Genomic DNA, 20717 nt, shown 5'->3' on the forward strand with positions numbered 1-20717 from the left:
GGGGGTTCGAGGGGAAGGGGGTCAGCTTGAAAGGTAAAGAGCTTTACAGGAAATTCACAGCTTTTTGATATTGGCGAGTCCGGGAGTTCACGGGGCTTCGGGAGGCACGGCTGCTTGGGAGCTTCACGGGCGCAGCAGCGGCGCGAGCGCCCGTTCCAGATCCCCGGCCGCCCTGAAGTGCACGCCCGTCATCCCGAGGGCCACCGCCGCCTCGACGTTCTCCGGGGTGTCGTCCACGAACAGGCACCGCTCGGGCGGTACGCCGGCCCGGCGCGCGGCGAGCCGGTAGATCCGCGGGTCCGGCTTGGCGAGTCCGACGCGGGCGCTGCTGACGACGGCGTCGGCGAGGTCGGTGAGCTTCAGCTCGGCGAGGTCCGCCTCCAGGCCGAGGGTGGCGTTGGTGACGAGGACGAGGGGGACGTGGACCCGGGCGCGGCGCAGGAGGGCGACGACGGCGTCGTCCGCCTTGAAGGGGGACTCGACGAGGGCGGTCGCGAGGCTCCAGGCGGTGTGTTCGTCGGTCATGCCGGCCCCGGCGAGCTGGGCGGCGACGGCGGCGGCCCACTCCTGCTCGGTGATCTCGCCGAGGAGGGCCGGGAGGACGGCCTCCGGGGAGAAGGCGACCTTGGCGGTGGTGCCCTCGGCGAGACCGGCGGCGCGTTCGAGGGCGCGGACGGGGCTCGAGTCGAAGCGGCGTACGACGTTGTCGACGTCGCACAGGACGGCGTCGAAGGCTCTGGTGGTGGGGTCAGTCACTGGTGACGGTGACCTTCTCGTCGTTCTTCAGCTCCTGGACCAGCTGCTTGACCTTGGTCTTGTCCCAGACCAGGTTGCCGCCGGTGGAGCCGGAGATCGGCATGTTCATGGAGGTGCCGCCGCCTCCGTTGACGTCCTTCATCGCGAAGAACATCGAGCCGAGGTCCCACAGCGACATGTCCTTGTCGACGATCAGGGTGTCGAGGCCCGCGCCCAGCGTCGGGTACAGCTTGAAGGGGTTCAGGACCGTGCCCGGGGTCGCGACCTGGTGGGCGAGCGCCGCGAGGAACTTCTGCTGGTTCTTCGTCCGCTGGAGGTCGGAGGCGGCGAACGCGTGCCGGGTGCGGACGAACGCCAGCGCCTGCTCGCCGTTCAGGGTCTGCTTGCCGGCCTTGAAGTCGGCGCCGGACCACTTGTCCGTGAACCCCTTGTCGATCGTCATCTCGACCCCGCCGACCGCGTCGACGATGTTCGCGAACCCGGCGAAGCCGATCTCGACGTAGTGGTCGATGCGCAGGCCGGTGTTGAACTCGACGGTGCGCACGAGGAGTTCGGGACCGTCCTCGGCGTAGGCGGCGTTGAGCTTGGTGCGCCGTCCGGTGCCCTTGTACGTCTTGCCCGACTCGGAGCCGACGTACGACGGGATCTCGACGTCCGAGTCGCGCGGCAGGGAGACCAGCGTGTCCCCGTTGTCGCCGACGTGCAGGATCATCATCGAGTCCGTGCGCTTGCCTTCGGCGGAGCCGGTGTGGAGGGCCTTCTTCTCCTCGGCGGACATGCCTTCGCGGCTGTCGGAGCCGACGATCAGGTAGTTGGTGCCCTTGCCGGCGTCGGGCCGGTCGATGACCTTCGCGAGGTCGACCTCGCGGCGGAGTTTGCCGTCGGCCCAGAAGTAGGTGCCGATGGTGGTGACGAGCAGGGCGCCGGTGAGGGTGATGGCGGTCCACTTGATGCGTTTGCGCCAGTTGGGGCCGGGGCCTTGGGGGCCGTGTCCTTGGCCTTGTCCTCCGTTGCCGCCGCCGTAGACCTGGCCGGTGTTGTAGTCGGTGGAGGTCTGTTGGGGGACGACTCGGTAGGGGGCGGCGGCGGGGTTGGCGGGGTTGGCGTACTGGTCCTGGCCGTACGAGTTCTGGCCGTACGGGTTCTGGCCGTACTGGTCCTGTGACGGGGGTGCGCCCGGGGTGTCCCGGCGTACCTGCCGCATGACGCGCGCGCCCTCGGGCTGTGCGCTGGCGCTACCGCGTCCGTAGCCGTTGCCGCGGCCGTTGCCGGCACGGTTGCTGTCGGACCATCCCTCGGGCCAATCGTTCATGGGCCCCAGTGTGCCGGTCGGGGCTATGCCCCCGACAAGGCATGTCGGGAAATCAGCTCCCGCCTGTTGCCAAGCCGACACAAAGTCTGGGGGGTGTGGGGGGGGGTATTTACTGAGCAATGTGGTGGAGGGCACATGTCGGGTGGGGGGGTGGGGGGTGAGGGGGCCGGGGGTGCGGGGGGGGCCGGGGTGTCAGGAGCGGCGGGGCGGCGGGGGCGGCGGGGGCGGCGGGGATGTCAGGGGCGGCGGGGGACCTGGGACCGGGGTGGCAGGAGCTCCGCGGCGCCGGAGTACTGGGGCTCCAGGGCGGCGGGGCTCCGGGGGCTCCGGGGCGGTGGAGTACCGGCCGGCTCCGGGGCGGCGGGGATGTCGGGGAACCGGGGATCGGGGCGGCAGGGGCGCTGGAGTACCGGGGGCTCTAGGGCAGCGGGGTGCCGGGGGCTCCCGGAGCGCCGGAGTACCAGGGGTCCTGGGCGGCGGGGTGCTGGGGCGCCGGAGTACCGGGGGGGGCGCCGGGGCGGCGGGGATGTTGGGAAACCGGGGATCGGGGCGGCAGGGGTGCCGGAGTACCGGGGGCTCCGGGGCGGCGGGGGTGCCGGGACTCCAGGAGTGCCGGAGTACCGGAGTACCGGGGTGCCGGAGTACCGGGGTGCCGGAGTACCGAGGTGCCGGAGTACCGGGGTGCCGGTGACGTGTCCGGGGTCGGGTCGTTGGACCGGGTCCGGGGTGGGGCTGTCCCCCTTGGCTTTCTTGTTTTGAGGAGCTTCATGATCCGCTTATCCGTCCTGGCCTCCGCCGTGCTCGCCGGGGCGGCTGCCCTGCTGGCGGCGGGGGCGCTCGCCGCTCCGGCGACGGCCGTCCCCTTGGCGGCCGTGACTCCGCCGCCGGTCTGCCCGGCCCAGGATCCCGACTACTCGGTGATGTACGCGGACCCTGACGACCCGACGGCGTTCTACCACTGCTCGGGTGGGGTCGCGTACCGGAAGATCTGTCCGGCTGGGCTGCATTGGAACTCGGCGCTGGATACGTGCGACTGGCCTGAGAATGTGGCTGCCGGGGGGTCGGGGGCTGGGGGTCGGTCGGGGCGGTGAGGTGTGCGGGGCTGGGGTGGCGGGGCGGTGAGACGTACGACTCTGTGGCGGCGGGCCGATGAGGCTTCGCTCCAGCGGACCGGTGAGCGGTACGGCTTCGCGCCGTAGCGACAGGGAGCCGCACAGCCGCCGGCGAACCGGTAACTCGTACAGCTCCGTGTCATCGGACCAGTGAGCGGCACGGCTCCGCACCGTAAGGACAGGGAGCCGCACCGCTGCCGACGGACCAGTGACCCGTACAGCCCCATGCCGCCAGACCAGTAACCCATTCGGCCCCGTCTCGTTGGACTAGGCCCGGGGTGGAGTGGCCGCCCCGGCAGCCGAAGGAGCCCCATGCCGCGTACCGGTCTGCCCGCTCGCACCTCCGCTGCTCGCGCCTCCGCCCCCGCCTCCGTCGTCTCCGCCGCCCTCGCCCCCGCCGCCTCCGCTCTCGCCGGGGCTCTGCTGGCGGTCTTCGCGTTCGGCGCCCCCGCCTCGGCCGCCCCCCTCCCGGTGCAGGGCCCCGCGCCGACCTGTACCTCAGCCTCGTCGGGGCCGTACCCGGACCCCAGTGACCCGACCGGCTACTACGTGTGCTCGAACGGCATCCCGGTCCGCCAGTCCTGTCCCCCCGGCCTCCTCTTCAACCCCATCGGCCTGTACTGCGACTGGCCGGCCAACGTCCCCCTGACCCGCGGCTGACACATGCCCCGCACCACAGCCACCCTCATCGCCACGGCCCTGCTGACCACCCTGGCCCTCACCCCTCCGGCGACGGCCACCCCCATCGGCACCTGCCCCGCCGTGGACCCCGACGACCGCTCGGTACTCCTCCCGGACACCACCGACCCGACCGTCTTCCACCTGTGCTCCCACGGCACCCCGACCCTCATGCACTGCCCGCCGGGTCTCCACTTCAACTCTGTTCTTGAGGTCTGCGACTGGCCGGAGTCGGCCCCCGGCGTCACCACCGGGGGCCGAAGGCTCAACTCCCCACGCCCTACGGCAAGTTCCGCGCCATCACAATCCGCTGGACCTGATTCGTCCCCTCATAGATCTGCGTGATCTTCGCATCCCGCATCATCCGCTCCACCGGATAGTCCCGGGTGTAGCCATAACCCCCCAGCAACTGCACCGCATCCGTAGTGACCTCCATGGCCACGTCAGAGGCGAAGCACTTCGCGGCAGCCCCCAGGTACGTCAGATCCGCGTCGAGGCGTTCCGAGGCCGCCGCCGCCTGGTACGTCAGGGCCCGTGCGGCGGAGATCTTCATCGACATGTCCGCGAGCATGAACTGGATGCCCTGGAAGTCGGCGATGGCCTTGCCGAACTGCTTGCGTTCCTGGACGTAGCCCTTGGCGTAGTCGAAGGCGCCCTGGGCGACGCCGAGGGCCTGGGCGGCGATGGTGATGCGGGTGTGGTCGAGGGTCTTCATGGCGGTCGCGAAACCGGTGCCCTCCTCGCCGATCATGCGGTCCGCGGGGATGCGGACGTTGTCGAAGTAGACCTCACGGGTCGGCGAACCCTTGATCCCGAGCTTCTTCTCCGGCGCCCCGAAGGAGACCCCCTCGTCGGACTTCTCGACGACGAACGCGGAGATCCCCTTGGACCGCTTGGAGGGGTCGGTGACCGCCATCACCGTGTAGTACTCGGACACCCCGGCGTTGGTGATCCACCGCTTCACGCCGTTCAGGATCCAGTGGTCGCCGTCGCGCACCGCACGGGTCTTCATGCCGGCCGCATCCGAGCCGGCGTCCGGCTCGGAGAGGGCGTAGGAGAAGAGGCCGTCGCCCTTGGCCAGCGGCGTCAGGTACTTCTTCTTCAGCTCCTCGGAGCCGGAGAGGATGACGGGCAGCGAGCCGAGCTTGTTGACCGCGGGGATGAGGGAGGACGACACACAGGCGCGGGCCACCTCCTCGATGACGATGACCACGGCCAGCGCGTCCGCGCCCGCGCCGCCGTACTCCTCGGGGACGTGCACGGCGTGCAGGTCACCCGCGACCAGGGCCTCCAGCGCCTCGCGCGGGAACCGGGCCTCCTCGTCGACCGCCGCCGCGTACGGCGCGATCTTCGCCTCGGTGAGCGCGCGCACGGAGTCGCGGAGCATGTCGTGCTCCTCGGACGGGCGGTACAGGTCGAAATCAGCCGATCCGGCCAAGGTCTCTCACTCCAGACGACGCTAATTACCGTTAAAACCCAAAGTTTAGAGGGCTGCCCACAGCACGGATACGTGAGCTAGGCGACAGGGGGAATCCTGCCCGGCGAGGGGCGCCGACACGCCCCGGACTATGCTCTGGCAGCGCACATCCGGTCGTAACCCTGTGGAGTCCCCATGACCCTCAAGATCACTGTGATCGGCACCGGGTACCTCGGCGCCACGCACGCCGCGGCCATGGCCGAGCTGGGCTTCGAGGTGCTGGGGCTCGACGTGGTGCCGGAGAAGATCGAGCTGCTCCAGCGCGGGCGGGTGCCCATGTACGAGCCGGGGCTCGAAGACCTGCTGCGCAAGCATGTCGCCGGGATCGAGGGGTCCAGCGGGCGGCTGCGGTTCACCATGGACTTCGCCGAGGCCGCGGCCTTCGGGGACGTGCACTTCGTGTGCGTCAACACGCCCCAGCGGCACGGCGAGTACGCCGCCGACATGTCGTACGTCGAGTCCGCGCTCGCCTCCCTCGCCCCGCACCTCGACCGGCCCACCCTCGTCGTCGGCAAGTCCACCGTCCCCGTCGGCTCCGCCGACCGCCTCGCCGCCTACCTCGCCGCCCACGCCCCCGCCGGCGCCGCCGCCGAGCTGGCCTGGAACCCCGAGTTCCTGCGCGAGGGCTTCGCCGTGCAGGACACCCTGCGGCCCGACCGGATCGTCGTCGGCGTCCGCAGCGAGCGCGCGGAAGGGCTGCTGCGCGAGGTGTACGCGGCCCCCGTCGCGGCCGGCACCCCCTTCGTCGTCACCGACTTCCCGACCGCCGAGCTGGTCAAGACCTCCGCGAACTCCTTCCTCGCCACCAAGATCTCCTTCATCAACGCCATGGCCGAGGTCTGCGAGGCGGCCGGCGGCGATGTCGCCAAGCTCGCCGAGGCCATCGGGTACGACGACCGCATCGGCCACAAGTTCCTGCGCGCCGGCATCGGCTTCGGCGGGGGCTGTCTGCCCAAGGACATCCGCGCGTTCATGGCCCGCGCGGGCGAGCTGGGCGCCGACCAGGCGCTGACCTTCCTGCGCGAGATCGATTCCATCAACATGCGCCGGCGCGGGCAGATGGTCGAGATGGCCCGCGAGGCGCTGGGCGGCGGGGCGTTCCTGGGCAAGCGGGTGGCCGTCCTCGGCGCGGCCTTCAAGCCCGACTCCGACGACGTCCGCGACTCCCCCGCGCTGAACGTCGCCGGCCAGATCCACCTCCAGGGCGGCCAGGTCACGGTGTACGACCCCAAGGGCATGACCAACGCCCGCCGCCTCTTCCCGACCCTCGCCTACGCCGACTCCGCACTGGACGCCGTCCGGGGCGCCGACGTCGTCCTCCACCTCACGGAATGGAAGGAGTTCCGCGAGCTGGACCCGGCGGAGCTGGGGGAGGCGGCACGGGCGAGGGTGCTCCTGGACGGCCGCAACGCGCTGGATCCGGCGGTGTGGCGGAAGGCCGGCTGGACGTACCGGGCGATGGGACGGCCGACGGCTTAGCGCCTACGGCGTCGTAGGCGGGTGTGGGTGACGGTGGTTCGGCCGAGGCTCAGTCGGCCGAACCACCGTCTGCCTGCATTCTGCCCCACCCACTCGTGAACTCGCTGTGCATCAGCCCCCATTGACCCCCTTCGCGGCCTCCCCTTTGCGCCCCCGGTACCTCCGCATCTTCGCCCGCGCCCCGCACACCCGCATCGAGCACCACCGGCTGCGGCCCGCCGGGCTGCGGTCGTAGTACGCCCAGAGGCAGTCCTCCGCCTCGCACGCCTTCAGCCGCGCCCACGTCCCGTCCACCAGCGCCTCCGCGACGGCGACGGCGATCCGCGCGGGCAGGGTGGTGCCGGGCCCGGCGGGGGCGGGGCGGGCCCGGCCGGCGGGGTCGAACACGAGCCGCAGCGGCGGCAGGAGGTCCGCCAGCGGGGCCGTCCGGCGGTGCGGCGGGTGCCCGGCGTGCGCGAGGAGGACGACCCGCAGCGCCTCCCGCAGCTCGCGCGCCCCCTCGACGTCGGTCACGCCCAGCTCGCTCCGTACGCCGGCCCGGTCCAGCGCGTCCCTGCCGGTCTCGACGTCCAGCGTGTTCACCAGGGCCTCGATCAGGGCCAGCCCGCCGGGGGCGGGCGCTCTCTCACTCACCTCTGCACGGTACCTCCGGAATTCGCTTGCGGCGTTACCGGTATGGGGGGACCATCAGGTAACGGAAGTTACCGGAACACCCGCTCCACAGGTAACCGCTTCGAGGAGGAAGCCATGCCGATCGCCACGCTCAGCTCCGTCGTTCTGGACTGCCCCGATCCCGCCGCCCTCGCCGGGTTCTACGCCGCTGTCCTGGGCGGGGAGGTCAGGCAGGACGGGACCGATGAGTGGACCGATCTGAGGCTGCCCACGGGGCAGGTTCTCTCCTTTCAGCCGGCCCCGGGGTACACCGCCCCGGTCTGGCCCTCCCCCGACGGCTCGCAGCAGTTCCACATCGACGTGGACGTCCCGGACCTCGACGCCGCCGAGAAGGAGGTGCTGGCGCTGGGGGCGAGGGTGCTGGACGCGGCGGACCGGGAGCGGAGCTTCAGGGTGTACGCGGATCCGGCGGGGCATCCGTTCTGTCTGTGCAGGGCGTGAACGCCGCCTGACCGGCGACGCCCTCGCCCAAGAGGCCCCCTGCTCAAGGGAGCCCCTTAAGAAGAGCCCTCCCTCAGTCCCCGTCCAACTCCCCCCTAGTAGCCGTAGACGGCTCCCGCCGGTCCCGCGTCGCCCGGGACAGGAAATCCGCCCCCCTGAACACCCGCTGCACATTCCCCCAGCTCAGCAGCGCCGCCTCCGCGTCGGACCAGCCTCGTTGGAGGAGTTCGGCGATGAGGTGGGGGTAGGCGGAGGGGTCGGGGAGGTCGTCGGGGTGGGCGGCGCCGGAGTCGTACGCGCCGGAGAGGGCGACCGACTCCGGGCCCGCCAGGGTGCGGATGTGGTCGAGGTGGTCGGCCACGTCCCGCAGGGTCGGGCCCGTCTGGTCGGCCGTCAGGGGGACCATGCAGACGCCCTGCGCCTCGCCCAGCGCCTTCAGTTGGGGGTCGGAGAGGTTGTCGGGGTGGTCGCGGAGGGCGCGGGCGCCGGAGCGGGTGCACAGGACCGGGGTTCTGGACAGGGCCAGGGTGCGTTCGATCGTCGCGTCCGAGGCGCCGGACAGGTCCGGGATCACGCCCAGGCGGTTCATCTCGCGGACGACCTCCTCGCCGAACCGCGTCAGCCCGGCCTCGCTCGCCCAGCTGGTGCCGGCCAGGGTCAGGGCGCGCAGGCCGAGGCCGTGCAGGACGCGGAGGATGCCGAGGGAGTCGTCGAGGGCGGCGGCGTCGGCGGGGCCGAGGACGACGGCGACCCGGCCGCAGTGGCGGGCGTCGATGACCTCGCTGGCCGAGCCCGCGAGCCGCAGCCCCTCGGGGTGGGCGCGGACCACGGCGTGGACGAGGTCGAGCTGCTCCAGGGTCGCGCTCAGCGGGCGGAGCGTGCCCGGCGCCTGGCGCAGCGCCCAGAACACGGCGCCGACCTGGCCCTCGCGCAGCCGGGGGACGTCGGTCTCGACCGCGCTCTCGCCCAGTTCGAGGTCGTACCAGGGCAGTCCGCGCAGCACCCACGGCAGGGCGCAGTACCCGTCGGCGACGGGGTGTCCGTCGAGGATCAGCCGCGCCCGCTCCAGCGGATCCGAGATCTCCGGCCCCGGCAGCCTCGGGGCCGCGGGGAACGCGTCCTCCAGCGGCAGTTCGCCGATCTCGGTCGTGGGGTGCGCTTCGGCCATGGCTGTCTCCGTACGTCGGGCTCGGCGTAGTGAACGGCAGTACGGCCACCGTGGCACGCGGCCCGGAGAATCACCTGATGAACGGCGCGTTAGGGGTACCCGCCCTGTTTTCGGCGGGCACCCCCGGAGACACCCCCGGAGGCACCCCCGGAGGCACCCTCGAGAAGCGCCGGGCGGGCGCCCCCCGGAGCGCCCCGGAGAGACCCCGGGCGCGGCCCTACTTGTCGAGATCCTCGATCCGCGCGTACGACGCCCCCCGGCTCCCCCGCAGCCCCCGCGCGACATCCTCCGCCGCCCCCAGCACCCGTACCGCGTTCTTCCAGGTCAGCTTGGCGAGGTCGGCCTTGGACCAGCCGCGGTCGAGGAGTTCGGCGATGAGGTTCGGGTAGCCGGAGACGTCGCTGAGGCCCTCCGGCGTGAACGCCGTGCCGTCGTAGTCGCCGCCGATGCCGAGGTGGTCGACGCCGGCCGCCTCGCGCATGTGGTCGAGGTGGTCGGCGACCGTCGAGACCGTGGCGACCGGGCGGGGGTGGGCCGCCTCGAAGGCGCGGTGCACGGCCATCGCCTCGGGGGTGGTGGCGAGGTGGTGGAAGCCGTGGGCGCGCATGTTCTCGTCGGCCTCGGCGGTCCAGTCGACGGCGGCCTGGAGGACGAACTTCGGCACGAACGTCACCATCGCCATACCGCCGTTGGCGGGGAGGCGTTCGAGGACGTCGTCGGGGATGTTGCGCGGGTGGTCGCAGACGGCGCGCGCGGAGGAGTGCGAGAAGATGACCGGCGCGGACGAGGTGTCGAGCGCCGCCCGCATCGTCGTCACCGCCACGTGCGACAGGTCGACGAGCATGCCCAGCCGGTTCATCTCGCGGACGACCTCGCGGCCGAACTCCGAGAGCCCGCCGACGTTGGGGACGTCCGTCGCGGAGTCCGCCCACGCGATGTTGTCGTTGTGGGTGAGGGTCATGTAGCGCACGCCGAGCGCGTACAACCCCCGCAAGGTACCGAGGGAGTTGGCGATGGAGTGGCCGCCCTCGGCGCCCATCAGGGAGGCGATACGGCCCTGCGCACGCGCCGCCTCCATGTCGGCGGCGGTGAACGCGGCCCGCAGCACGGTCGGGTGACGGTCGATCAACTGCCGTACACAGTCGATCTGTTCGAGCGTCGCGGGGACGGCGTCCGGCAGGTCGGAGCGCACGTACACGGACCAGTACTGCGCGCCCACCCCGCCCTCGCGCAGGCGCGGCAGGTCCGTGTGGAGGTGGGTGTCCTGGCGTACGGAGATGTCGCGGGCGGCGAGGTCGTAGTGGACCTGTTCGCGCAGCGCCCAGGGCAGGTCGTTGTGGCCGTCGACGACGGGGAACTCGGAGAGGAGGTCGAGCGCTTCGGCCAACCGGGGGCCGGGGGACGGCACGTGGCCCGCCCCGCTCACTTGGCGAACCCGAAGGACGCCGCCGAACCCTCGACCTTGGACCGCAGCCGCCGCCCCTTCTCGCTGGCCTGGTCGTTCAGCTCCTGCTGGAACTCCCGCATCCGGGCGAGGAGTTCCTCGTCGTGCGCGGCGAGGATGCGGGCGGCGAGGAGGCCGGCGTTGCGGGCGCCGCCGACGGAGACGGTCGCGACGGGCACCCCGGCCGGCATCTGCACGATCGACAGCAGCGAGTCCATGCCGTCGAGGTACTTGAGCGGGACGGGCACGCCGATGACGGGGAGCGGGGTGACGGAGGCGAGCATCCCGGGCAGGTGCGCGGCTCCCCCGGCGCCCGCGATGACGACCTTCAGCCCGCGCTCGGCCGCCTGCTCCCCGTAGGCGATCATCTCGCGGGGCATCCGGTGCGCGGAGACGACGTCGACCTCGTAGGGGATCTCGAACTCGTCGAGCGCCTTGGCGGCGGCCTCCATGACGGGCCAGTCGGAGTCGGACCCCATGACAATGCCTACGACAGGGCTCATTCGGTGATCGTGCCTCTCAGGTAACCGGCTGCGTGACGGGCTCGTTCCAGGGTGTCGGAGAGGTCGTCGCCGTAGGTGTTGACGTGGCCGACCTTGCGGCCGGGCTTGACGTCCTTGCCGTACATGTGGATCTTCAGCTGGGGGTCGCGGGCCATGCAGTGCAGGTACGCGGAGTACATGTCGGGGTAGTCGCCGCCCAGGACGTTCGCCATGACCGTCCACCTGGCGCGCGGGCGCGGGTCGCCGAGGGGGAGGTCGAGGACCGCGCGGACGTGGTTGGCGAACTGGGACGTCATCGCGCCGTCCTGGGTCCAGTGGCCCGAGTTGTGCGGGCGCATCGCCAGTTCGTTGACGAGGATGCGGCCGTCGCGGGTCTCGAACAGCTCGACCGCGAGGTGGCCGACCACGCCGAGTTCCTTCGCGATCGTCAGCGCCATCTCCTCCGCCTTCAGGGCGAGGGTGTCGTCCAGTTCCGGGGCCGGGGCGATCACGGTGTCGCAGACCCCGTTCACCTGGCGGGACTCGACGACCGGGTAGGCGACGGCCTGGCCGTGCGGGGAGCGCACGACGTTGGCGGCCAGCTCGCGGGCGTAGTCGACCTTCTCCTCGGCGAGGACGGGGACTCCGGCGCGGAAGGGGTCGGCGGCCTGCGCGGCCGAGTCGACGACCCAGACGCCCTTGCCGTCGTAACCGCCGCGCACGGTCTTGAGGACGACCGGGAAGCCGCCCACCTCGGCGGCGAACGCGGCGACGTCCGCGGGGTCGGTCACGATCCGGTGCCGGGGGCACGGGACGCCGATCTCCGTGAGCCGCGCGCGCATCTCGCCCTTGTCCTGGGCGTAGAGGAGGGCGTCGGGACCGGGGCGGACGGGGATGCCGTCGGCCTCCAGGGCCCGTAGATGTTCGGTGGGAACGTGTTCGTGATCGAAGGTGATCACATCGCAGCCCCGCGCGAAGGCGCGCAGCGTCTCCAGGTCGCGGTAGTCGCCGATGACGACATCGCTGACGACCTGGGCCGCCGAATCCTGCGGGGTGTCACTGAGGAGCTTGAACCTGATGCCCAACGGGATGCCCGCCTCGTGTGTCATACGAGCGAGCTGGCCTCCGCCGACCATGCCGACTACCGGGAACGTCACACCCTTAGGGTATCGGCCACCCCGCGCGGGCCCGTCCACCTGTCCGGCCTGCGGCTCTTACCTGGCCTTTTCCCTGCTCACACCGGCAGTTTCCCTGTTGCTCGCCGATCCGTTCCCGACCCGTGAGGCGGACCACAGGAAACCTCCATCGGGGGTGGTTAGCATGACTGGGTTGACGAAATCGAGACCCGGATGGGGGCCTTTACGGACATGGGACAAGGTTCCGGTGGGCAGCCTTCCGCCTTGCGCAGAGTCACCCGCGAGCTGGCCAAGTTCGGTGCCGTGGGCGGTACCGGGCTGCTGGTCAACCTGGTCGTCTTCAACCTGGTGCGGCATCTGACCGACCTCCAGGTGGTGCGCGCCAGCGTGGTCGCGACGGTCGTCTCGATCGTCTTCAACTACATCGGGTTCCGGTACTTCACCTACCGTGACCGCGACAAGGGCGGGCGGACGAAGGAACTCACGCTGTTCCTGATGTTCAGCGCGGTCGGCATGGTCATCGAGAACGGTGTGCTGTACGTCGCCACGTACGGGTTCCAGTGGGACTCGCCGCTCCAGAGCAACGTCTTCAAGTTCCTCGGCATCGGGATCGCGACGCTGTTCCGGTTCTGGTCGTACCGGACGTGGGTGTTCAAGGCGCTGCCGGCGAAGGAGGCCGTGGCGAGCGCCGAGGCGTTTCTGGGGGAGGCTTCGCCGGAGGAGCCGCAGGTGAGCGGACGCCGGTAAGCCTCAGCGGACCGTGGGCGGCTCTTCGGCTTCCTCCACCTTCGGCAGCGGCGCCGTGCGCGACAGGAACAGGCCGAAGACCGGCGGCTGGGCCTGGAGCATCTCCAGCCGGCCCCCGTCCGCCTCCGCGAGGTCGCGGGCGACCGCGAGGCCGATGCCCGTCGAGTTGCGCCCGCTGATCGCCCGCTCGAAGATCCGCGCCCCGAGGTCGGCGGGGACGCCGGGCCCCTCGTCGGTGACCTCGATGACGGACTGGTTGCCGGTGACGCGGGTGCGCAGGGCGACCGTACCGCCGCCGTGCATCAGGGAGTTCTCGATCAGCGCGGCCAGCACCTGCGCGACGGCGCCCGGGGTGCCGACGGCCGGCAGGTGCCGCTTCCCGGAGCTGACGATCGCGCGCCCGGCCGAGCGGTAGGCGGGCCGCCACTCGGCGAGCTGCTGCTGGATGACCTCGTCGAGGTCGAAGGTGACCGCGTTCCCGCTGCGCGGGTCACGGGAGTTGGTGAGCAGCCGCTCCACGACGTCGGTGAGCCGCTCGACCTGCGTGAGCGCGACGTTCGCCTCCTCCTTCACCGTCTCCAGATCCTCGGTGAGGGTGATCTCCTCCAGCCGCATCGACAGCGCCGTCAGCGGCGTGCGCAGCTGGTGGGAGGCGTCGGCGGCGAGCCGGCGTTCGGCCGTCAGCATCCGCGCGATGCGCTCGGCGGAGGAGTCGAGCACGTCCGCGACCCGGTCCAGCTCCGGGACGCCGTAGCGCTTGTGGCGCGGGCGCGGGTCGCCGGAGCCGAGGCGTTCGGCGGTCTCGGCGAGGTCGGTGAGCGGGGAGGCGAGCTTGTTGGCCTGGCGGACGGCGAGCAGGACGGCCGCGACGACCGCCAGCAGCGCGACCAGGGCGATGATGAGCAGGGTCCGGCCGACCTCACGCGTCACGGTCGACTTGGGCTCCTCGACCCGTACGATCTCCCCGCCCTCGCCGGCCTCCTGCGCGTGGATGACCTCGCCCTCGGGCTTCGTACCGACCTCGATCGGCGGGCGGCCCGGGATGGTGATGATCGCGTACCGGTCCTGGGTGACCTGGTCGCGCAGGATCGCCGGGGTGACGTCCTCGGCCCCCAGCAGCCGGCTGTCCACGATCCCGACCAGCCGCACGGCCTCGGACTCGACGCGTTCCTGGGCGCTGTTGCTGATCGTCCGGCTCTCGACGATGACCAGGGAGACACCGAAGACGGCGATCACGACGAGGACGACGGCGAGGGTGGACTGGATGAGACGACGACGCACAGCGAATCTCCGGGAACTTTTGAACGCCGGGGCAGGGAGACAGAGTCAGGGGCGCGGGGAACTGCGCGATCAGCCACGACGATCCCGCAGAAGCCGACGCCCCTGAACCCGCACGGCGGTTACGCGCGTAGCGTCAGCTCTTCTCGAACCGGAACCCGACGCCCCGGACGGTGGCGATATAGCGCGGGTTGGCCGCGTCGTCGCCCAACTTCTTACGCAGCCACGAGATATGCATGTCGAGCGTCTTGGTCGACGACCACCAGGTCGTGTCCCACACCTCCCGCATGAGCTGATCCCGCGTCACCACCCGCCCGGCGTCCCGCACCAGCACCCGCAGCAGGTCGAACTCCTTGGCGGTGAGCTGGAGTTCCTCGTCCCCCATCCACGCCCGGTGCGACTCGACATCGATACGCACCCCATGGGTGGCGGGCGGCTGCGCCGGTTCGGCAGCCCCACGCCGAAGCAGCGCACGCACCCGCGCGAGCAGCTCGGCGAGCCGGAACGGCTTGGTGACGTAGTCGTCGGCGCCGGCGTCGAGCCCCACGACGGTGTCGACCTCGTCGGCTCGGGCGGTGAGGATGAGGATGGGTACGGCGTGGCCCTCGGAGCGCAGCCGCCGGGCCACCTCCAGGCCGTCCATGCCGGGGAGGCCGAGGTCCAGCACGACCAGGTCGACACCGCCCTGCATCCCGGCGTCGAGCGCGGTCGGTCCGTCCTCGCGCACCTCGACCTCGTACCCTTCCCGGCGAAGTGCGCGGGCCAGTGGCTCCGAGATGGACGCGTCGTCCTCGGCTAGCAGTACTCGGGTCATGAGGCTGATGGTAGTCCGCGTAAAGCCGGGCCAGGGGTGTGATCGACCGGTCAGTTTCTTACTGAGGGACAGGACGGGGCATGCCGGACAGCGGGCGGGCGGCGCGGGCCGCTGGTCCGTACCATGTGATCCGTGTCTCAAGTCCTTCCATTTCGGTCACTGTCGTGTCGTATGGTGAGCAAACGCCTGTAGCACTGTGGGGACCTTCGGCGACATCCGCCGGGGGTCTTTTTTGTGCATGCGCGCGGCAATGAACGGTAAACAGCAGCAAGGAACGACATGGCGTCCAGCCTGACGAAGGACTCGTCCCCTCCGGGGGCTCCGGACTCCGACCGGGTCTTCTTCGGCCACCCCAGCGGTCTGGCCATCCTCTTCCTGACGGAGATGTGGGAACGCTTCTCCTACTACGGCATGAGGGCCCTGCTCCCGCTCTACCTGGTCGCTCCGGGCGGTCTGCACCTCAGCGCGGGTACGGCCACCGCGATCTACTCGGTGTACGTCTCCCTCGTGTACCTGCTCGCCCTGCCCGGCGGCTGGTTCGCCGACCGGGTGCTCGGTCCGCGCAAGACGGTCGCCGTCGCCGGTGTGATCATCATGATCGGGCATCTGTGCCTGGCGGTCCCGGCGACCGCGAGCTTCTACGGCGGCCTCGGGCTCGTCGCGATCGGGTCGGGTCTGCTGAAGGCCAACATCTCGACGATGGTCGGCCACCTCTACCAGGGCCCGGACGACCCGCGCCGGGACGGCGGCTTCACGCTCTTCTACATCGGCATCAACGCCGGCGCGTTCGCCGCGCCGCTGGTCATCGGGACCGTCGGCGAGAACGTGAACTGGCACCTCGGGTTCGCACTGGCCGCCGTCGGCATGGCCATCGGCCTGGCGCTGTACCTGATCGGCGGGCGGGCCGGGATGCTCAGCGAGCGCAGCGACGTCGTCCCGACGCCGCTCAGCCCCGCGGAGAAGGCGGCCACCCTGCGCAAGGGCCTGATCTGGCTGGCGGTCGCCGCGCTCTTCTACGGCGTCGTCGGCGGCACCGGGCACTTCACGCTGAACTGGGCGCTGATCCCGCTGACGCTCGTCGGTCTGCTCGTGCCCGTCCTCGTCATCGGCCGGATCCGCCGCGACAAGGACCTGGAGCCGGCGGAGCGCTCGAAGGTGTCGGCGTACATCTGGTTCTTCGTCGCCGCCGCCGTGTTCTGGATGATCTACGACCAGGGCGGTTCGACGCTGTCGCTGTTCGCCGACAAGAGCGCCGAGAACACCGTCTTCGGCTGGCACTTCCCGGTCTCCTGGTACCAGTCCGTGAACCCGGTCATGATCATGGCGCTGGCCCCGGTCTTCGCCTGGCTGTGGATCTGGCTGAACCGGCGGGGCCAGGAGCCGAGCACGATCGTGAAGTTCGCCTCCGGCCTGGTGCTGGTGGGCCTGTCCTTCTTCCTCTTCCTGGCGCCCCTGTCGATCGCCGAGGGCGGCCACAAGGCGGCGGCCCTGTGGATCGCGGGCATCTACTTCATCCAGACCCTGGGCGAGCTGACCCTCTCCCCGGTCGGCCTCTCGGTCACCACCAAGATGGCCCCGAAGAAGTACGCCTCCCAGATGATGGGCGTCTGGTTCCTCGCGGTGACCGCGGGCGACTCGGTCACCGCCCTCCTCTCCAACCCGGCCGTAGGCGGAGTCGACCTCGACCGCATGGGCTTCGTGGCCCTGGAGGCGGCCCTGGCGGTCATCGCGGGCGCGGCGGTCTGGATGTACCGCAAGAAGGTCAACGCACTGATGGGGGACGTCCACTAGGGACTCCATCAGCCCGAGGGGCCGCCGCACCTGCGGGGTACGGCGGCCCTTTCAGCATTTAGCAGCACCTTCGAGTATTCACCTGTATTCTCTGGGCATGGCTGACACCACGCTCAAGATCAGTGCCGAGATAAGAGATCGTCTGCGGACACTCGCCGAGGAACGCGGCATGAGCACACGCGCTTACGTCGAGCGTATGGCCGCCGCGACTCCGACAGAGGAGGAGCGGGCGGAGCGCACGGCCCGCGCGATCGCTTACGTCCAAGCCAACTTCTGCCCCGACCTCACCACGGAAGACGTGCGCGCGGCGCAGGAATGGCGTGCCGCGATCGCGGCCAGGCAGGTAGGGGAACGCCGTTGATCATCCTGGACCACACAGCGGTGCTCGCGCTGTGCCGTGGCCATCGGATGCTGTCCGGCCTCGCCGTGGTCGAGGTCGACGACCCACGCCACCGCGCCCACATCCCGGCCCTGTGCCTGATCGCCGCCAGCCTGGAACTCCCCGGTGTCGCCGCCCATGTCGGAGCCCTGCCCGGCTTGGAGTTCCTCCCGCTCGACTACGCCGGCACCGCCACGGTCGAGCAGACCGTGGCGGCCGGCGTGGACTGGGCGTACGGACACGCCGTCCACGCCGCTGCCGGCAGCATGAACGAGGGCCAAGTACTGACCGCTCGCCCTGAGGTGTACGACGGCACGGGAGTGTGGGCGGTGGACATCGGGAAGCCCTGAAGTCTCGCCGCTACCGGGTACGCCGCCTGCCGGGCAGGAAGGTGAAGACGGCTGCTCCCAGCAGGATCGCCGTTCCTGCCACCAGGCCCAGGGCCTTCAGTGCGCCCTCGTTCTCCGCTCCTGTCGCCGCCAGGCCGCCGGTTGTCGTCGTGGAGCCGCCGGTTGAGGTGCCGCCTGTTGAGGTGCCGCCCGCCGCGCCGCCCGCCTGTTTTTCCGTGGTCAGGGTCAGGGAGACCAGGGTGGTGTCGGGGGTGCAGGTCGTCTTCGTGCCCAGGGCCTCTATCAGGAGGACGCCCGGCGCCAGCGTCGAGTCGCCTGTCGCGCCCGGTGTGTACGTGCCCTTCAGGTCCGGGATCTCTATCGGGTCGCCCGTTTTGATCGCGGAGGTGTTCAGGGGGCCGGTCACCGGGACCGTTCCCGTGTCCGCGCCGCCCAGCTTCACCTGCATCGACGGTTTGACCGAGCCCGCGGGGATGTCGGCGGGGCTGTTCATCACCGATTTCTTGAACTGCACGGTCAACGCATAACTGCCGTTCGATTTCGTCGCGTTGATCTGGACCGGGGAGGTCGCCTTTTTCTCACCCAGCGGGGACTGGCAGGTGTAGGGGACGTCCACGACCTTGCCGGTGAAGTCCGTCTGCTGGGGGGAACTGCTGCTGGCGCTGGGCGAGTTGCTCGCCGAGGGGGAGGCGCTGGGGGAGGTGCTTTCCGACGGGGATGGCGATGCCGACGGTGACGTCGTCGGCGTACCCGATGAACTCCCGCCCCCCGCCGTCACGTTCACCGTCGCCCCCGGCCGCACCGCCACCGTCGGCGCGCACTTCGTGTCCGTCCCGAACGCGTTCACCACATACGCGTCCGGCGTCAGCTTCACCGCGCCCGGTGCCGTGAGCTTCAGCGTGCCTTTCATGTCGGAGAGGACCATCGCCGCGCCCTTGGGGATCGCCGGGTTCTCCCGCGTCCCCAGCATCGCGACCGCCCCGCTCTGCGCCCCGGACACCTTCAAAGTCCCTGACGGCAGTACGGAGTTGGCGGGCAGGTCGATGATGTCGGGGTTCTTGGAGGCGGCCCGGGTGAACTTCCAGACGAGGTCGATCGTGTCGCCGACCTTGGCCGTCGCGGGCGCGGTGACGCCGACTTCGGTGGTGCCGTCGACGGGGTCGATGCCGGCGGGCGGGACGCAGTGGGTGGCGTACGAGACCTCGGCTGCCGCCGCCGGGGCAACTCCCAGTCCCAGCACGGCTGTTGCCCCGGCCGCCAGCACGGCCAAGGCCGCTCTCAGGGGGGTCGCTCTCACGCTCACGGGGTGCCCTTTCTGCCGACGGTCGGGTGGTCTTCGGGGGGTGCGGAGAGCGGTGCGGGGAGTGATGGGGGGTGCGGTGCGGGATCCGGCGGGGAGAGGCGCCCTTGGGTGTCGGGGGTGAACCACGGGAGGGCGAGCGGCTTGGTGGGAGCCGGGTCGGGTGCGCTGCCGCTGCCGGCGGACGCCCGGCCTCCCGGACCCGAAGACGGACCCGAAGACGGGCCCGGAAACGGACCCTGCGCCGGCCCCGGCCACGCGAGCCGGAAGCCGTCCCCGGACCGGCCGCCCCTCCTCGGCCGCACCCGCTCCACCACCCCCATCCCCACCCGGAACACCACCCCCGGAATCACCACGGCCGCCAGCCCCCAGAACAGCCCCACCCCCCAAGGCCGCCCCACCCCCCAGCCCTGCCGCGCCAGTTCGGCCGTGCCGTACCGCAACGTCACCGTGTACCGCCCGTGCGCCCCCGCGCTCAGCTCCACCGGCAGCTCCAGCCGCGCCTTCTGCCCGGGCGCGAGGGTCCCGGTCCACTGATGGTCGTCCCACTGCGGCGCGAACACCCCGTGGGACGTGCCGAGTTGGAAGACGGGGTCCTTCACGGCGGACGTCCCGGAGTTGCCGACCGTGACGACGAACGTCCGGCTCGCGGGCGCCCCGAACCAGGTCAACAGCCCGCTGGAACCCGTGAGTCGGGCGGGCGTGAGCGCCTTCAGCACGCCGCTCCCCGTCGCCGCCGGCAGCGGCTTCACCGCGAACCCGGCGATCTCCAGCCCCGCGTCCGCCTGCCGCGCCGCCCCGGTCGCCGTCGCCACGTGCACCACGCAGGGACACGGCACCGGCGGCCCGGCGACCGGCAGCCCACCGCTGAAGCGTCCCTCCGCGTCGGTCGTGACCGCCCGGCCGTCCGCGTTGGCACAGGAGTCGGTCCCGCCGAGCACCCCCCGCGCGGGACTCGCCTGCCCGCAGACCAGCAGCATCACGAGGGTCCGCGCGGGCCAGCCGCTCCCCGTCACGGTGAGCGAACTCCCTTGTGCGGCGGCCGAGTCGGAGAGCGAGACAGCGGGGCCGGCCGCCGTCGCCGGTGCCACCCAGAACACCGTCCAGAGCGCCGTCCAGAGCGCCAGGAGGACGGCGGTCAGGGCGGCGGTTCTCCTACCTGGCACGGCGGGTCAGCCAGAGGGTGCCCGCGGCGCCGGTGAGGAGGACCGTGCCGCCGAGGGTGGCGAGCGCGATCATCGAGTCCTCGGGGCCGGTCTTGGGCAGCTGCGCCGGAGTGCCGCCGGAGCCGCCAGTGCCGCCGGAGCCCCCGCCGCCCGCCGCCGTCACGTCCAACGTCAGTGACGGGCCAGGGGTGTTGGTCGGCGTGCACGTGGTCGTCGTCCCCAGCGCCAGGATCGTCAGCGTCCCGGCCGTGAACGTGACCTTCCCCGTCTTCTTCGGGGTGTACGTGCCGCTCAAGTCGCTGATTTTTATGGGGGTGTCGGCAGGGATGGCCGCCGCGTTCGGGGGGCCGCTGACACTGAGGGTGCCGGTGTCCGCGCCGCCCAGGACGATCGTCGCCTTGGGACTCATGGCGCCCTTGCCCAGTTCGACCGGGCTGGAGGAGACGCCCTGCTGCCAGGACATGGTGATGGTGTAACCGCCGCCGCCGGCAGTGCTTTTGATGTCGATCGGGGAGACGGCGCTCTTGGCGCCGATGGGTGTCTTGCAGGCGTAGTTGACGTTGACGACCGTGGCGCCGGCGACCGGTGCGGCGGCGAGCACCGCCGCGCCGGCCAGAGCCGCGGCCGAGGCGAGCTGCTGCTTCCTCACGGCCCCTCACTCCCAAGACTTCTGACGGCTCATCAGATGGGCCGTCAAAGTACGCCCCGGCGCGCGAGGAGGGAAGAGAACGCGCC

At 71.1% G+C, this 20717-nt stretch carries 22 protein-coding genes; 9 read left to right on the forward strand and 13 right to left on the reverse strand.

What is annotated here, in order from left to right:
- Positions 1-123: 123 nt before the first annotated feature.
- Positions 124-756: an HAD-IA family hydrolase gene (locus ACYUD3_RS27300; protein WP_470975066.1), complete on the reverse strand. Its 633-nt coding sequence runs from the start codon at positions 754-756 to the stop codon at positions 124-126.
- Positions 749-2068 (reverse strand): LCP family protein, encoded by a 1320-nt coding sequence (locus ACYUD3_RS27305; RefSeq protein WP_470975069.1) that lies wholly within the window; start codon positions 2066-2068, stop codon positions 749-751. Before ACYUD3_RS27305 ends, ACYUD3_RS27300 begins: the two co-directional genes overlap by 8 nt.
- Positions 2069-2835: 767 nt before the next feature.
- Here ACYUD3_RS27305 and ACYUD3_RS27310 point away from each other — a divergent pair.
- The 3 genes from ACYUD3_RS27310 (at position 2836) to ACYUD3_RS27320 (ending at position 4203) form a co-directional block, all read left to right on the forward strand.
- On the forward strand, positions 2836-3159 hold the full coding sequence (locus ACYUD3_RS27310; RefSeq protein ID WP_470975072.1) for a carbohydrate-binding module family 14 protein: 324 nt from the start codon (positions 2836-2838) through the stop codon (positions 3157-3159).
- Positions 3160-3492: 333 nt separating this feature from the next.
- Positions 3493-3840, forward strand: coding sequence for a chitin binding peritrophin-A domain-containing protein (locus ACYUD3_RS27315; protein ID WP_470975075.1), 348 nt, complete (start codon positions 3493-3495; stop codon positions 3838-3840).
- 3 nt (positions 3841-3843) lie between these two features.
- Positions 3844-4203, forward strand: a complete 360-nt coding sequence (locus tag ACYUD3_RS27320; RefSeq protein ID WP_470975078.1) for a chitin binding peritrophin-A domain-containing protein — start codon at positions 3844-3846, stop codon at positions 4201-4203.
- On the opposite strand, the gene ACYUD3_RS27325 is transcribed toward ACYUD3_RS27320, so the two are convergent.
- Entirely contained in the window at positions 4139-5296 is a 1158-nt protein-coding gene (locus ACYUD3_RS27325; protein ID WP_470975081.1) for an acyl-CoA dehydrogenase family protein, read from the reverse strand. The two genes, ACYUD3_RS27320 and ACYUD3_RS27325, sit on opposite strands and share 65 nt — an antisense overlap.
- Positions 5297-5470: 174 nt before the next feature.
- Between ACYUD3_RS27325 and ACYUD3_RS27330 the strand changes: the two genes are divergently transcribed.
- Positions 5471-6814, forward strand: coding sequence for a UDP-glucose dehydrogenase family protein (locus ACYUD3_RS27330; protein WP_470975084.1), 1344 nt, complete (start codon positions 5471-5473; stop codon positions 6812-6814).
- Positions 6815-6925: 111 nt separating this feature from the next.
- On the opposite strand, the gene ACYUD3_RS27335 is transcribed toward ACYUD3_RS27330, so the two are convergent.
- Positions 6926-7447, reverse strand: coding sequence for a CGNR zinc finger domain-containing protein (locus ACYUD3_RS27335; RefSeq protein WP_470975087.1), 522 nt, complete (start codon positions 7445-7447; stop codon positions 6926-6928).
- A 114-nt stretch (positions 7448-7561) separates the two neighbouring features.
- Between ACYUD3_RS27335 and ACYUD3_RS27340 the strand changes: the two genes are divergently transcribed.
- On the forward strand, positions 7562-7927 hold the full coding sequence (locus tag ACYUD3_RS27340) for a VOC family protein (protein ID WP_470975090.1): 366 nt from the start codon (positions 7562-7564) through the stop codon (positions 7925-7927).
- Positions 7928-8000: 73 nt separating this feature from the next.
- Here ACYUD3_RS27340 and ACYUD3_RS27345 read toward each other — a convergent pair whose 3' ends face one another.
- From ACYUD3_RS27345 to ACYUD3_RS27360, 4 genes are all read right to left on the reverse strand, one after another.
- Positions 8001-9095: a dipeptidase gene (locus ACYUD3_RS27345; protein WP_470975093.1), complete on the reverse strand. Its 1095-nt coding sequence runs from the start codon at positions 9093-9095 to the stop codon at positions 8001-8003.
- A 217-nt stretch (positions 9096-9312) separates the two neighbouring features.
- Positions 9313-10521 carry a dipeptidase gene (locus ACYUD3_RS27350; RefSeq protein ID WP_470975096.1) on the reverse strand — a complete coding sequence of 403 codons (1209 nt, stop codon included), beginning with the start codon at positions 10519-10521 and terminating at the stop codon, positions 9313-9315.
- Positions 10518-11042 (reverse strand): 5-(carboxyamino)imidazole ribonucleotide mutase, encoded by a 525-nt coding sequence (purE, locus tag ACYUD3_RS27355; RefSeq protein ID WP_470975098.1) that lies wholly within the window; start codon positions 11040-11042, stop codon positions 10518-10520. The genes ACYUD3_RS27350 and purE overlap by 4 nt, the downstream gene beginning before the upstream one ends.
- On the reverse strand, positions 11039-12178 hold the full coding sequence (locus ACYUD3_RS27360) for a 5-(carboxyamino)imidazole ribonucleotide synthase (protein ID WP_470975100.1): 1140 nt from the start codon (positions 12176-12178) through the stop codon (positions 11039-11041). Before ACYUD3_RS27360 ends, purE begins: the two co-directional genes overlap by 4 nt.
- 210 nt (positions 12179-12388) lie before the next feature.
- On the opposite strand from ACYUD3_RS27360, the gene ACYUD3_RS27365 reads away from it, so the two are divergent.
- Positions 12389-12904 (forward strand): GtrA family protein, encoded by a 516-nt coding sequence (locus tag ACYUD3_RS27365; RefSeq protein ID WP_470975103.1) that lies wholly within the window; start codon positions 12389-12391, stop codon positions 12902-12904.
- 3 nt (positions 12905-12907) lie between these two features.
- Here the strand turns inward: ACYUD3_RS27365 and ACYUD3_RS27370 are convergent, their stop codons facing one another.
- Together ACYUD3_RS27370 and ACYUD3_RS27375 are read right to left on the reverse strand one after the other, a co-directional pair.
- Positions 12908-14185 (reverse strand): ATP-binding protein, encoded by a 1278-nt coding sequence (locus tag ACYUD3_RS27370; protein ID WP_470975107.1) that lies wholly within the window; start codon positions 14183-14185, stop codon positions 12908-12910.
- 133 nt (positions 14186-14318) lie between these two features.
- A complete protein-coding gene (locus tag ACYUD3_RS27375; protein ID WP_067251025.1) occupies positions 14319-14996 on the reverse strand; it encodes a response regulator transcription factor in 678 nt (225 codons plus the stop codon).
- Between the two features lie 279 nt (positions 14997-15275).
- On the opposite strand from ACYUD3_RS27375, the gene ACYUD3_RS27380 reads away from it, so the two are divergent.
- The 3 genes from ACYUD3_RS27380 to ACYUD3_RS27390 all read left to right on the forward strand — a co-directional run bounded on the left by ACYUD3_RS27380 (position 15276) and on the right by ACYUD3_RS27390 (position 17516).
- Complete coding sequence (locus ACYUD3_RS27380; RefSeq protein ID WP_470975111.1) at positions 15276-16787, forward strand: peptide MFS transporter; 1512 nt, start codon at positions 15276-15278, stop codon at positions 16785-16787.
- 97 nt (positions 16788-16884) lie between these two features.
- Positions 16885-17148 (forward strand): hypothetical protein, encoded by a 264-nt coding sequence (locus ACYUD3_RS27385; RefSeq protein WP_470975114.1) that lies wholly within the window; start codon positions 16885-16887, stop codon positions 17146-17148.
- Positions 17145-17516, forward strand: a complete 372-nt coding sequence (locus ACYUD3_RS27390) for a PIN domain-containing protein (protein ID WP_470975117.1) — start codon at positions 17145-17147, stop codon at positions 17514-17516. The genes ACYUD3_RS27385 and ACYUD3_RS27390 overlap by 4 nt, the downstream gene beginning before the upstream one ends.
- A gap of 10 nt (positions 17517-17526) precedes the next feature.
- On the opposite strand, the gene ACYUD3_RS27395 is transcribed toward ACYUD3_RS27390, so the two are convergent.
- From ACYUD3_RS27395 to ACYUD3_RS27405, 3 genes are read right to left on the reverse strand one after another with little or no spacing between them, the layout of a single operon-like run.
- The gene (locus ACYUD3_RS27395) at positions 17527-18819 is read right to left on the reverse strand and encodes a hypothetical protein (RefSeq protein ID WP_470975120.1); all 1293 of its coding nucleotides are present in this window, start codon (positions 18817-18819) and stop codon (positions 17527-17529) included.
- On the reverse strand, positions 18816-19982 hold the full coding sequence (locus tag ACYUD3_RS27400; protein WP_470975123.1) for a hypothetical protein: 1167 nt from the start codon (positions 19980-19982) through the stop codon (positions 18816-18818). Before ACYUD3_RS27400 ends, ACYUD3_RS27395 begins: the two co-directional genes overlap by 4 nt.
- Positions 19972-20631, reverse strand: a complete 660-nt coding sequence (locus tag ACYUD3_RS27405; RefSeq protein WP_470975126.1) for an LPXTG cell wall anchor domain-containing protein — start codon at positions 20629-20631, stop codon at positions 19972-19974. The genes ACYUD3_RS27400 and ACYUD3_RS27405 overlap by 11 nt, the downstream gene beginning before the upstream one ends.
- Positions 20632-20717: the final 86 nt, after the last annotated feature.

The organism is Streptomyces sp. AMJ-169 (genome assembly GCF_055597585.1).